This window comes from Blastocatellia bacterium (genome assembly GCA_016713405.1).
Classification (GTDB): Bacteria; Acidobacteriota; Blastocatellia; order Chloracidobacteriales; family JADJPF01; genus JADJPF01.
Window position 1 is genome coordinate 140,152 of the sequence record JADJPF010000027.1, and the last position, 12,898, is coordinate 153,049.

Sequence of the window (12,898 nt, forward strand, 5' to 3'; positions counted from 1 at the left end):
CTTCTTAGAAGAACTTATGGGGCGTTTTCTACATTAGCTCCCTTGTCATTTTTCTTACTATCTTCAGAAGTTGAATCTGCTGCTACACGAAAACCTACTTTAACATCTTTATAATCTACAGTATTCCAACTACGAAAAGTTGTAGTAACTGATTCTGTAGGAGACTTAAAATGACCTCCACGAACAATTTTATTTCCCTTAAATTTATCCTCTGCTGTAGCTTTTGAGCCTGGATATATTGAATAATCTGAGTTTGTCCATTCTGCTACATTGCCAGCCATAGCAAAAATACGGAATGGACTTTGATCCTGAGAAAGGCCAGAAGCGTTTACTGGTGCTGCTTCACCTTTTATTGCAGATTCACCAGATACGGTTCGGTTAGAAGCCCAAATTTTACCCCAAGGATAAACTCTTTCATCTGTACCCCGTGCAGCATATTCCCATTCTTCCTCTGTAGGTAAACGGAACTTACGACCAGTTTTACCTGAAAGCCATTGACAATAAGCAGTGGCATCAATCCAGCTTATATTTACTACAGGATTATTATCTGTTCCTGGCGCAAACTCATTATTTTGCCACCCTTCAGGAGCTTGATATTTAGCTTCATCTACAAACTTCTTATATTCCTTATTAGATATTTCATAAGCACTTAGCCAAAAGTCTGACACAGATATTGGATGAACAGGAGTTTGGATTAATTCTTCTTTAACTGCAGAATCTTTACCCATCTTAAAAGTATTACCTTTGATCCATACCATACCTAATCTATCAAACTCTGGTGGTAAATCGTTAGACCCACTTGTTTGTGTTGTATTAGATTTAATAACAAAAAAATAAACTCCTGCTGCACCACCACCCAAGAATAATACTAGCAGTATTACTGCTATAAGAGCTTTAGAACCTTTCTTTTCCTCTACTGCCTCTATTTGAGAATTAGTTTTAGTAAGCTTACCTGTTTGACGTGGTGTAGGCAGTGGTCGAGGTGTACTAATAGGTTGTAATGGAGAGTTACCAGTAGTAGGTGGGCCACCGCTAGAAGTAACTGCTGTTAAACCTCCTCCTGAACTAGTAGTTGCTGATTTACCACTAGCAATTAAAGCTTTGTCAAGTTCATCTGAAAGCTCATCTGCTGTTTGTTGACGGTCAGTAGGACGTTTTGCCATGGCCTTCATTACCACAGTTTCTATTTCTAGTGGTATTTTGGCGTTTACTTCTCTTAGAGGGCGAGGTAAAGCATGAATATGTTTTAGTGCTAGTGCCATAGAAGAAGCAGCAGTAAAGGGTAAGCTGCCTGTTAAAACTTGATAAAGTGTAACTCCTAAACTATATATATCTGCACGTTTGTCTAAGTCTAAGCCTTGTGCTTGTTCTGGGGACATATACTGTGGAGTTCCTACTACTAAACCAACTTCTGTAAGTGCGGGGGTGTTAGCATTTTTGTCTGGAGAAGTAACTTTGGCAATAGAGAAATCTAAAACTTTTACTTGTTCATCTGCTTTACCATAATTAAGAATAATAACATTATCAGGTTTTAAGTCTCGATGAATAACATCTTTGTTATGGGCCGCAGCAACAGCAGCACAAATTTGCTTAAAGATTTTAACTGCTTTTGAAACAGACAAAGTTTTTTCGGTTTCTATTACTTTTTGTAAACTAACACCATCAAGCAATTCCATTACAATAAAAACTGTTTGGTCTTCCGTTACCCCAAAATCCATTACTTGTATTGCATTAGGATGGTTAACTGCTAGTGCTGCACGAGCTTCACGACGAAATCTTTCTACTGCTTTAGCATCAGAAACTAAACTAGCATGTAATATCTTTATAGCTACATTAGTTTCCATTTTAGTATGTCTACCACGGTAAACATTACCCATACCACCAGCACCTATACGAGTAACGATTAAGTATTTACCTTCTAGGACTTTGCCTATAAATGGATCACTTTCTGTTGGGGCATCAATCAAAGGTGTGCCATCATTAGCACAAAATGTGTTGTTTTCAGCATAGGCGGTACTACATACGGGACACTGTTTGCTCATAGACTCTCCTGGCTAGAATCATATAGATAAGAGATTTTTTAACTAGCTAAATAGAAAAATTACTAACTTATCCCTCTGTTATGTTGCTTAATAAAACGGTAAATATATGTTTTAGAAGATTTAATAAAAAACCATAAATTGATTTGGTAAAAATTACATTTATCAAATAGGCAAATATAATAATCTATTAAAACCTATATTGCTACTTTAGTTTGTATTTTAATTAAGCGTTAACCAGTTTTTTATCATAATCTAGGTAAAGATTCTTTTCAAAACAAATTAATAATAAATTAAGCTTTTATTAAGCTAAAAATAAGGGCTGGACAAGCTTTAAAGCTCGCCCAGCCCTTATTAAATTTCTAAATCTTACTTATATTCCAAAAACAAATTTTTCACGTGCTACAACAACATCACGTAAACGGAAGCTAAGATCTCCAAAAGAAACATCATCAGCTATCCAATCATTCATTCGATCATTTCCTAAAGCTAGATTGTAGGTTTTGCCATCACTACGTCTAAATGTTACATTGTCAGAGCCTTTTTCATGTGTTGCCGTCCAAGTTGCTCCATTAGCTGTAAATGTGCGGTTAAAAGCATTACTTGCAGGACGTTCACGCAAATTAGTTCCACTAGCTTTTGGATCATTTAGTTTGCCTAAAAATTGACGGAAAAAGTCATGAGTAACTTTTACGGTTTGAGTATCTAGGCCCGGATCAATCTTTTGATCATATTCAAAACCAAATGTAGAGTTTTGTTTTGAGAAATCTTGTAAATTCCAAGTAGGAACAGCTAAAACAAATGTTCCTGGTTTAGGACGCATTGAATCATGAAAATCTCTTTGATCTGTTGCGGCTTTATCTAATAAATCTAGTCCAATTTTGGCATTTCCTATTGGATTACCAGAAATTAAATTGCCTGGAGGGAATGGTTTAGGACTACCAACATTATTTGGATCTTGATTTGCTCCATTTGGCCCATTTAATGATACTGCAATTTGAGGTAAGTTGTTTTTATGAGAATTAACTGGAAGATTGTCTAATACTCCACCATCACATAAACGAATTGTACGACCTGTTGCAGGATCAACCATTTCTACTGGATCAAATGCTCCAGGTATTGATGTAGAAGCTACAACAGCCATTGCTACTGGAGTGTTTGGAGTGTTTTCTTTGCTAAAAATAAAGAGCCGATCTTCAAGTTTAGTCATATCATTAGTTGCTTGGCTATCAGCAAGCTTAGTTGCTGTTAAATAAAGTGGCATTGGTAAATCTGCAAAAGTGACAGGACGATCTGTAATACCAGTAATTTCTCGTAGTTTTTGATCCATATAACGATAAAGCTCACGGCCTTCTAATAGTCCTGGCCCAGCTAAAGTAGCATCAAAGAATTTCTTGACTGCTGGATCCTTAGCTACATCATCAACTTGGCGTGGGTCAATTCCACCTGCTACTAATGCTGCCGCAATTGCACCAGCAGAAGTTCCACTTACACTAGCAGGAACAACTCCTAAGTTATACATTTCTTCAAAAACAGGAGCATAACGCTTGCCTTTACCGCCGCCGCCTTCTAAAGAAAGCTGGATAGGAATTGGTTCACCACCTTGAAGCGGCATCCCTAATTTAGCGCGGTTTTCCGCTACTACCTGTTTATATTCATTCATTGAACCAACTGCGCGAGTTTTACCATCTTTATCAATTAAGGTCATTCCCTTAGAAAATGTTAATGAAGATGTATTGCTGTCATTTTCAAATAACATTTTATTGATATCAGCAGGTTTATGAGGATCGCTAACAGTTGCTCTTTGACCTGCTCCACTAGTTGGGTTACTGGTTGGAAAGTTATTAGACGTTACTTTGCCATTTTCTAGCTCACCAGCAGCAAAATTAGCTGCTACCCACATTGTGCCAGGCTTAGGAAATGTTGATGTATTGTAACCATAAACACTTTGTAATTTAGCTGCTGCACTAGCATTACCATTTTTAGCAGCATTAAATAACTCTCTCATTTCTTTGGTGTTATCTACTAATTTATTTAGGTCTATTGATTTACCTACAGGATTTTTATCAGAACGGAAAATATTAATGATACCTGTTCCAATAGCTTTGCTAATTGGGCCTACATACTCGTCAATATAAGAGCCAGCCTTTTCCTTGACGTTGTAGACAAACTTAAATGCTTTATCTGCTAGATCACCTAAAGCGTCTTTAGCTTTGTTAAATACACCAGTTACAGCATTTTTAGCTTTATCTACTAGGCCCTTAAAACTAAATGAATCTACATCACTTGCTAGGTTTTGAGCTTGAGTAGCTACCGGTTCAACAGCAGTTTGAACACTTTGGGCATAATTTTTTGCTTGTGTGTTAATTTTAGCTGGAGCAAGTGCAATTTCATTATTAGCTGCCAATGCTTTTGGCAACGCCATTGCTTGACCACTAGCAATTAAATTAGTAGCTTTTTCTAATCCAGCTAGCCCAGAATTAAGATCATTTAATGCACGATTGACACCAAAATTAAAATCACCTGTACTAGTTTTGAGGGAATTAGTTAGATCTTGTAAGTTTTTAAGTAAATTATCTAACTTGCCAGCTAAATCCTGTGACTCATTAGCAATAGTTGGGCGAGTTTCAGTTAAGCTTTTTTGAGCGTTGGAAGCATGATGAAGAAAATTACTTGCATCTGTTCTAGTGCTATTTAATGCTTTTTCAATGTGGGACTGATATTTTGATACACCAACAGAAAGACGATTTACACCTTGGAGTAAGTTGTTTATTGCTGGTTGGAACTCTCGGCCAATATTTACACGAGTAGCTTCTTTGCTACCTAACTTGGAATCCAAAGCCGATCTTACAGAACTACTACTTAGATCTGTGCGAGCGCGTAAAGATTTTTCTTGTAGGTTGGTTGATGAAGGGGGAGTGGATTGCTTTTCTGCTACATTTTGTTGAACACTTTGTTCAGCAGTAGGATTTTTAGCCCCTTTAATATCATTTTGAAAATCGCAAATCATGTTTTGATTATCATTATTACCCACATTGTTTACTGACATGAAATACTCTCCTTAGTTATAGATAATTGTTATTAATTAAGGGTCAATTAAAGTTAATGAGTGAATAGCCATTCATCGGCCTGTTTATGATATCGGGGCAAAAAGAAAAAAGTTGTCAATTAACAGTTTTTTCTTTAATAAAGTTCCTCTAACTTTAACAGATTATATAAATGAAAAAACTTATTTTCTTAGAGGTAAAATTTGAAGTCAAAAATTTTTATTGTTCTGTTTTTATTTATTTTATTAGCTTGTCAAGCCGTTCCACAACATAATGATTCTACAGCAGTTAATAAACAGGCTATTGTAGATGAAATTGGCCGACAAGTTAAAATTCCAAAAGATCCTCAAAGAATAATTTCACTTGCTCCTAGCATTACAGAAATGCTTTTTGCCTTAGAATTAGGTGACAAAGTTGTAGGTGTAACTAGCTATTGTAATTATCCACAAGCAGCAACAAAAATTCCTAAAGTTAGCGACACACTTCACCCTAATTTAGAAATGATTATTTCACTAAAACCTGATTTGGTTTTAGTAACAACAGCCAGTCAGTTAGAGCAGTTTACAGCTAAAATGTCAGAGCTTGGAATTGCAGTTTTTGTAATTAAGTCCGACTCTGTAATAGGTGTATTAGGCTCTATTAAATTGTTAGGGCAAATCACAAATAAAGAGCAAGTTGCTAAAAATCTAATTGATTCATTAAATGCTAGACTAGAAAAAGTAAAACAGCAGCATTTAAATCAATCAGCTAAACCAAAAGTATTTTTTATTGTTGGTACTGAGCCATTGATCACAGTTGGACGAAAAGCTTTTGTTACAGATCTAATTAATTTAGCTGGAGGTCAATCTATTTCTGAGGATGTAGAAACGGAATGGCCTGCATATAGCATTGAAACTGCCATTTCACGCGCTCCAGAAATAATTTTATCTCCCGGTTCGCATTCAACAGAAAATGAGCCAAGCAAACTAACTTTACCAAAAGGTTTAGAAGTTACTCCTGCGGCACGCACAGGAAAAATTTATAAGATTGATGGCGACCTGTTACTAAGACCTGGGCCAAGGATTATTGATGGACTTGAGCAAATAGCAAAATTACTTTATTCAGAGGAAAAACGCTAGCTTTGAAAAAATTTGTCTACCTAACACCAAAACTTTTTTTTACTACTCTTAGCCTACTTTTTTTGCTGCTTTTAGCTTGTTTTTCCATCGCAATTTTATTTGGTAGTGAAAAAATTCCTGTCTTAAAAATTTTAGTTGCTAGTAGCAATTATTTGCTAGGTAGTCCAAGCGGTTTATCAATAGAGCTTGAAACCATTCTTTTTAGTGTCAGGCTTCCAAGAGCTATTTTAGCTATAATTGCAGGTGCAGCACTTTCGGTTGCAGGTGCAGCACTTCAAGCTTTGCTACGTAACCCACTAGCAGAACCTTATGTTTTAGGCGTTTCAAGCGGTGCTGCGCTTGGAGCAGTTTTAGCAATTATTTTGGCTGAAACATTTCCCATTAGCCAGCCTTTAGGAGCTTTTTTTGGTGCTGCAATTACAATTTTAGTTGTTTATTTGCTTGGACAAGGTAAAAGAGGCACTTCAACAGATCGATTAATTTTAGCTGGTGTAATTACTACATCATTTTTATGGGCAGCAATTATTTTTTGCTAACTGTAGCAAGTAGCGCGAAACTAAGAGGTATTGCTTTTGGCTAATGGGTGACTTAAGTTCTAGTAATAACACTTTACTTGGTATTACTCTGGTAATTAATTTTTTAGGTATAACAATAATTTTTCTACTTTCACGCTCGCTAAATTTATTAATGGTAGGTGAAGAAAGCGCGTTAAGTTTAGGTGTAAGTGTTGAAAAATTAAAATCGCGCTCTATTTGCTAGCTTCTTTATTAACAGGCGCAACCGTAGCCCTAGTAGGTTCAATAGGTTACATAGGTTTAATAGTTCCGCATATTATTCGTATGGCCGTTTCTAGTGATCATCGTTTGCTAATACCTGCTTCAGCTTTACTTGGGGCAAGTTTGTTACTTCTAGCTGATACTTTAGCGCGAATAGTAATTGCACCTAGAGAACTACCTGTTGGAGCAATCACAGCTTTAATTGGCGCACCATTATTTGTTTATCTTTTGCGTCGAAGTGCTTGATTAGAAAAACTAAGACAGTATAATTGATTTTACTTTCAAGCAAACTTTCTTATTAGCGAGGCGAAATAGTGAGTCCAGTTCAGGCTTCTTGCCCTGCGTGTGGTGCGCCGGTAGTCTTTAATGTTGACACATCTATTGTGGCAATATGTGAGTATTGCAATTCGGCATTGGCTCGTAAAGATCGCAAACTAGAAGACTTAGGAAAAGTTGCTGATCTAACAGAAACCGACTCACCTTTAGATATTGGACTTCGTGGAGTTTACCAAAATATACCTTTTGAAATTACTGGACGCGCTCAACTTGGTCATCAAGCTGGCGGGGTTTGGGATGAATGGTATGCTGCTTTTGCTGATGGTCGATGGGGCTGGATTGCCGAGGCTCAAGGCCGGTTTTATGTAACTTTTCCTTCTAATAATATTTCTCCTCAACAAATTCCAAATTTTGAACAGTTAATTTTAGGTCAAAACATTTCTTTTCCTAATACAGCCCCTTTAATGGTTGCAGAAAAAGGTGTAGCTACTGCACTTTCTGCCAAAGGTGAAATTCCTTATCGGTTTCAACCTAAAAGCCAATACTACTATGGAGATCTTTCTGGTCAGCAAGGTCTATTTGCAACTATTGATTATAGTGAACTACCACCATTAGTTTTTATTGGTCGAGAAGTACCTTTAAGTGCGTTTGGTTTTGCGCCTGGCACAGTTAAAGAAAAGGAACTGCGCCAAGTCTCAGCACTTCAATTAACTTGTCCTCATTGTTCGGGGCCTCTTACTTTACAAGTGCCTGATAAAGCAGAACGTGTTACTTGTCCTAATTGCGGATCTTTTTTAGATGTTAACCAGGGCAAACTACAATACCTAAACTTACCTAAATTACAGCCTTTAACGCCAATTATTCCACTTGGTAAAGAAGGCGATTTTGAAGGTAAGAAAATGAAGGTGCTAGGTTTTGTTGAGCGTAGTGTTACAGTTGATAATATTCGTTATCCTTGGCAAGAATTTCTGCTCTACAATGTAGAAACTGGTTTTCATTGGCTAACCTTTAGCAATAATCATTGGAATTATGTCAAACCTCTCCCACCTGGCACAGTTCAAGCTAATAAATTAATTGGACAAATTAATTTTAGTGATAAAACTTTTAAGATTTTTGATAACAGCAAAGCTTTTGTTGACTATGTTGCAGGGGAGTTTTACTGGAAAGTAACCGTTGGAGAAATGGCAGAAGTAGCGGACTATATTTCTCCTCCATTAATGCTTTCAGAAGAAATTTCTGACACAGAAATTAACTGGTCACTTGGTGCTTACTTGCCAAAAGATCAGGTAGAAAAAGCTTTTGGTTTACCTGCTGGAACATTGCCTGAGCCAATTGGAGTTGGGCCGACACAACCTTTCTATGATCCAAATGCTGGTATTGGAAAATATTGGTTAGCTTTTAGTGGGATCACAATATTTTTATGGATGTTTTTTGCTATTACTGCTAGCAATAAACAAATAATTTCTAAAAATTATACTTTTCCACCTCTTGCTAATAACACAACTGCAACACAAATAATTTTTACAGAACCTTTTGAAATACAAGGAAGAAAAAATATTTATATTACAGCTAAATCTGTTGTAGATAACTCATGGTTTTATTTTGAAGGTGATTTTATTAATGAAGAAACTGGACTTGTGCAAAATTTTTCTATGCCAATTGAATATTATCATGGTGTAGATGGTGGCGAGTCCTGGAGCGAAGGTAGCCAAACGTCGGATATGTTTATTTCTGCTTTACCCGCAGGTAAATACACCTTACGAATAGAAGCACAATGGAGTAAATGGCAAGAACAAGCACCACTTTCTTTAGAAGTACGTCAAGGCAAATCCAGGGCTTGGCACCCTATTTTGATTTTAATCTTTCTTCCAATACTGCCTATTTATGCCTTAATCAGAAGAGGCAGTTTTGAATCACAACGTTGGAAAGATAGCCCTTACAATCTAAGTAACAGCAGTGAATAAATATCTTAAAACTTTGGAAATTCTATGAATGCAAAAAGACTTTTTTTAGTATTTGGCGGCTCGATAGTTTTTCTTTATGCCGTAGCAGGTTTTTACGGCTGGGAGTTTGGCGACAACAAGCGCGAAGTTATCCCGCCTAGCGTTCGTCAATCACCTGGTGGTTATCGCTCTTTTCATTTCTGGCATTCTGGTTATAGCGGAGGAAAATAATGTTATTACTTATGATAGACCCAAATAAAATGTCAGTAGAAAGTATCTTTCTTGCACTGATTTTTGCTTTAATAGGAATGGTTTTATTTGCATTAGCATTTTTTATTATTGTAAAGGTTTGTCCATTCTCTATTCGCAAAGAAATTGAAGAAGATCAAAATATTTCTTTAGGCATTGTTATAGGTTCAGTTATTTTAGGTATTGCTATGATTTTATCGGCAGCAATTCAAGGCTAAATACTAATGATTCGTACCCCAATACTTTTTCTTAATGTGCTGATAATTGCTACTTGTGGTTTAGTTTATGAGTTATTAGCTGGCACATTGGCTAGTTATGTTTTAGGGGATTCGGTTACGCAATTTTCTTTAATTATTGGGATTTACCTTTCTGCTTTAGGTGTAGGTGCTTGGCTTTCTGGCTTTATTGAAACAAACCTAGCACGCAAGTTTATTGAAATAGAAATTGCTGTTGCAATTTTAGGTGGCACTTCAGCCCCGCTTTTATTCCTCTCTTTTGCAAAATTAAGCTACTTTCATATAATCCTTTATCTAATAGTCTTTCTAATAGGTACATTAGTAGGTTTAGAACTGCCTTTGCTAATGCGAATCTTAAAAGATAACCTGGATTTTAAGGATTTAGTCTCTCGTGTCTTAACTGTTGATTATATTGGGGCTTTAGTTGCGTCGCTTTTGTTTCCTATTTTTCTTGTTCCAAAATTGGGCTTAGTTCGTACTTCACTAGTTTTTGGTATCCTTAATGCTGCCATAGGTTTATGGGGAACTTGGACTCTACAATCATTGATAGCAAAAAAAAATTTATTGCTATAAGAATAAAAGCAACAGTTGTTATTGTACTGCTTTTAGTTGGCCTATTTGCAGCTAATAAGCTTACTTCTTTAGCTGAAGATAATATGTTTGCTGATGATATAATTTATTCACGCACAACACAGTATCAGCGAATTGTAATCACAAAAAGCCGCGCAGGATTTCAACTTTTTCTTAATGGTAACTTACAATTTAGCTCGGCTGATGAGTATCGCTATCATGAATCGCTAGTTCATCCAGCAATGTCAATTTTTGGTACACCAAAACGAGTTTTAGTTTTAGGCGGTGGTGATGGTTTGGGACTTAGGGAAGTACTTAAATATAAAGATGTTGAGTCAGTAACGCTTGTAGATCTTGACCCAGGTATGACCAACCTTTCATCTAGTTTTCCTTTAATAGCGGAACTTAATAAAAATTCTTTTGCTGACCCACGAGTAAAAGTTATTAATCAAGATGCGATGATTTGGCTAGAAGATCAAAAAGAAAAGTTTGATGTAGCGATTATTGATTTTCCAGATCCAAATACTTTTGCTTTAGGAAAACTTTATACAACTAGGTTTTATCGGTTGCTAAAAAAATCATTAAACGAAGGTGGAACGGTAGGCATTCAATGCACTTCGCCGCTTTTTGCACGGACTTCTTATTGGTGCATTATTAAAACTATTGAAGCCGCTGGATTTGCTGTCAAACCTTATCAAACGGCTGTTCCTGCTTTTGGTGTTTGGGGTTTTGCTTTAGCTAAAGTTGACCAGGATTTTGAAATTCCAAAAGAAACTCCAAAAGACCTACGGTTTCTTACTAATGAAACGCTAGCATCTCTATTTGTAATTTCTGCTGATATGGCTGCTGTTCCTGTGGAAGTTAACCGGTTAGATAACCAAGTTCTAGTTCAATACTATGAATCTGAATGGCGACGCTGGGAATGAAACTTACACGGCGCGAACTTTTAACAGCTTTTCTAAGCACACCTCTAGCTTTATCTGCTTGTCAAAATAAAAATTCAAATATTTTTCCTGAAGGTGAAATTGTTGGGCCATCAGATGATCTTGGTCATAAAATACGAGATGGACTAAAAATTACCCCACCCTCAGACAATTGGCAAAAAGTTCCGCTTGTAATTGTTGGCGCAGGTGTAGCAGGGCTATCTGCTGCTTGGCGACTACTAAAATCAGGTTTTGAAGATTTTATCTTGCTTGAAATAGAAAAAGCTCCCGGCGGTACATCTCGAAGCGGTGAATCAAAACTAGTGTCTTATCCTTGGGGAGCGCATTATATTCCTGCTCCAATGAAGGAAAACATAGCTTTGCTAGAACTTTTTAATGAAATGGAGCTTTTAGAAGGCCAAGATAGCGAAGGTCAACCCATTGTAGCCTAGCAATATTTATGTAGAGATCCTGAAGAAAGACTCTTTTATCGTGGTCGATGGTATGAAGGCTTGTATCTTTATGCAGGTGCTTCAGAAAAAGATTTAGCAGAATTTAAGGCTTTTCAACAAGAAATCTCTCGTTGGGTCGCCTGGCGAGACTTGCGTGGACGTAGAGCTTTTACTTTACCCATAGCAATGGCTTCTGATGATGCAGAAGTTACAACACTAGATAAAATTACTATGGCTAGTTGGTTAGACAAGCATAATTGGACATCTACAAGACTTCGCTGGTTAGTAGATTATTCTTGTCGGGATGATTATGGCTCAGATCTTGAAAATACAAGTGCTTGGGCAGGAATTTTTTATTTTGCTTCACGTATGAAAAAGCCTGGCGATAATGCCCAACCTTTAATGACTTGGCCTGAAGGCAATGGGCGTTTAGTTAACTATCTTTATGAAAAAGTAAAATCTAAAGTTCGTCTTGGACTTGCTGCTGTTGAAATAATTCCTGACAAAGATAAAAACATAGTTGAAGTAATTACTATTGAAAATAACACTAGTCAAGCTTTTGGATTTCAAGCTAGCCAAGTAATTTTTGCTGCACCACAATTTCTAACTCGTTATATAATCAGACCTTACCGAGAAAATCCACCTCAACATATAGCAGAATTTCAATATGGGACTTGTATCGTGTAAAATCTTTTCTTAAAAGAACGTCCGATAAATAAAAACCGTCAAATGTTTCCTTTATGTTGGGATAATGTTTTTTATGAAAGCCCATCGCTTGGTTATGTAGTAGCTACTCATCAACGAGGCTTAGATTATGGGCCAACAATTTTTACTTATTATTATCCGCTAGCTGATGCTGATGTGAAAGAATCGAGAAAACGCTTATTAAACAATGATTGGCGGGCTTGGGCCGATGTTACGCTTACCGATATTGAACAAGCTCATCCTGAAATTAGAAACTTGACCGAACGTTTAGATATAATGCGATGGGGTCACGCAATGGTTAGGCCAAGACCAGGTTTTATCTGGAGTCAAGCACGTCTTGACGCAGCAAAACCTTATCAAAATATACATTTTGCACACGCTGATTTAAGCGGTGTAGCACTATTTGAAGAAGCTTTTTATAATGGTGTTAGGGCTGCTGAAGAAGTGTTAAATGTCGCTAAAACCTCAGAAAACTTTATTTACAGTGCAGTTAGGCATAACAACATAAATAATTTGTGATAATTAGCTTGCTTATTAATTGTGTAAAAACACAAAAGGTTACTT

At 36.6% G+C, this 12,898-nt stretch carries 12 protein-coding genes and 1 pseudogene; 11 read left to right on the forward strand and 2 right to left on the reverse strand.

Annotation, left to right across the window (positions count from 1 at the left end; translation table 11 throughout):
• Window positions 1–14 precede the first annotated feature (14 nt).
• Both IPK14_26345 and IPK14_26350 read right to left on the reverse strand, forming a co-directional pair.
• The gene (locus IPK14_26345) at window positions 15–2,042 is read right to left on the reverse strand and encodes an SUMF1/EgtB/PvdO family nonheme iron enzyme (protein ID MBK7996764.1); all 2,028 of its coding nucleotides are present in this window, start codon (window positions 2,040–2,042) and stop codon (window positions 15–17) included.
• Window positions 2,043–2,412: 370 nt separating this feature from the next.
• Entirely contained in the window at window positions 2,413–5,088 is a 2,676-nt protein-coding gene (locus tag IPK14_26350; protein MBK7996765.1) for a patatin-like phospholipase family protein, read from the reverse strand.
• Between the two features lie 201 nt (window positions 5,089–5,289).
• Between IPK14_26350 and IPK14_26355 the strand changes: the two genes are divergently transcribed.
• From IPK14_26355 to IPK14_26405, 11 genes and pseudogenes are all read left to right on the forward strand, one after another.
• The gene (locus tag IPK14_26355) at window positions 5,290–6,204 is read left to right on the forward strand and encodes a cobalamin-binding protein (GenBank protein ID MBK7996766.1); all 915 of its coding nucleotides are present in this window, start codon (window positions 5,290–5,292) and stop codon (window positions 6,202–6,204) included.
• Between the two features lie 2 nt (window positions 6,205–6,206).
• Window positions 6,207–6,740, forward strand: coding sequence for an iron chelate uptake ABC transporter family permease subunit (locus IPK14_26360; GenBank protein MBK7996767.1), 534 nt, complete (start codon window positions 6,207–6,209; stop codon window positions 6,738–6,740).
• A 43-nt stretch (window positions 6,741–6,783) separates the two neighbouring features.
• A complete protein-coding gene (locus tag IPK14_26365; GenBank protein MBK7996768.1) occupies window positions 6,784–6,963 on the forward strand; it encodes an iron chelate uptake ABC transporter family permease subunit in 180 nt (59 codons plus the stop codon).
• Window positions 6,957–7,226 carry an iron chelate uptake ABC transporter family permease subunit gene (locus IPK14_26370; GenBank protein ID MBK7996769.1) on the forward strand — a complete coding sequence of 90 codons (270 nt, stop codon included), beginning with the start codon at window positions 6,957–6,959 and terminating at the stop codon, window positions 7,224–7,226. The genes IPK14_26365 and IPK14_26370 overlap by 7 nt, the downstream gene beginning before the upstream one ends.
• Window positions 7,227–7,294: 68 nt before the next feature.
• Complete coding sequence (locus IPK14_26375) at window positions 7,295–9,220, forward strand: DUF4178 domain-containing protein (GenBank protein MBK7996770.1); 1,926 nt, start codon at window positions 7,295–7,297, stop codon at window positions 9,218–9,220.
• Between the two features lie 24 nt (window positions 9,221–9,244).
• A complete protein-coding gene (locus IPK14_26380; protein MBK7996771.1) occupies window positions 9,245–9,430 on the forward strand; it encodes a hypothetical protein in 186 nt (61 codons plus the stop codon).
• 29 nt (window positions 9,431–9,459) lie between these two features.
• Window positions 9,460–9,666 (forward strand): DUF350 domain-containing protein, encoded by a 207-nt coding sequence (locus tag IPK14_26385; protein ID MBK7996772.1) that lies wholly within the window; start codon window positions 9,460–9,462, stop codon window positions 9,664–9,666.
• A 6-nt stretch (window positions 9,667–9,672) separates the two neighbouring features.
• A pseudogene (locus IPK14_26390) lies at window positions 9,673–11,180 on the forward strand (polyamine aminopropyltransferase).
• Window positions 11,177–11,629 (forward strand): NAD(P)/FAD-dependent oxidoreductase, encoded by a 453-nt coding sequence (locus IPK14_26395; GenBank protein ID MBK7996773.1) that lies wholly within the window; start codon window positions 11,177–11,179, stop codon window positions 11,627–11,629. The pseudogene IPK14_26390 and the gene IPK14_26395 overlap by 4 nt, the downstream one beginning before the upstream one ends.
• Window positions 11,630–11,689: 60 nt before the next feature.
• Window positions 11,690–12,316: a hypothetical protein gene (locus IPK14_26400; GenBank protein ID MBK7996774.1), complete on the forward strand. Its 627-nt coding sequence runs from the start codon at window positions 11,690–11,692 to the stop codon at window positions 12,314–12,316.
• A gap of 42 nt (window positions 12,317–12,358) precedes the next feature.
• On the forward strand, window positions 12,359–12,853 hold the full coding sequence (locus IPK14_26405; protein MBK7996775.1) for a hypothetical protein: 495 nt from the start codon (window positions 12,359–12,361) through the stop codon (window positions 12,851–12,853).
• Window positions 12,854–12,898: the final 45 nt, after the last annotated feature.

Excerpts from the sequence above, each read along its gene's own strand:
- IPK14_26345 (MBK7996764.1), bottom strand. The coding sequence starts at position 2,042 with ATGAGCAAACAGTGTCCCGTATGTAGTACCGCCTATGCTGAAAACAAC.
- IPK14_26350 (MBK7996765.1), bottom strand. The coding sequence starts at position 5,088 with ATGTCAGTAAACAATGTGGGTAATAATGATAATCAAAACATGATTTGC.
- IPK14_26365 (MBK7996768.1), top strand. The coding sequence starts at position 6,784 with ATGGGTGACTTAAGTTCTAGTAATAACACTTTACTTGGTATTACTCTG.
- IPK14_26380 (MBK7996771.1), top strand. The coding sequence starts at position 9,245 with ATGAATGCAAAAAGACTTTTTTTAGTATTTGGCGGCTCGATAGTTTTT.
- IPK14_26385 (MBK7996772.1), top strand. The coding sequence starts at position 9,460 with ATGTCAGTAGAAAGTATCTTTCTTGCACTGATTTTTGCTTTAATAGGA.
- IPK14_26395 (MBK7996773.1), top strand. The coding sequence starts at position 11,177 with ATGAAACTTACACGGCGCGAACTTTTAACAGCTTTTCTAAGCACACCT.
- IPK14_26405 (MBK7996775.1), top strand. The coding sequence starts at position 12,359 with ATGTTTCCTTTATGTTGGGATAATGTTTTTTATGAAAGCCCATCGCTT.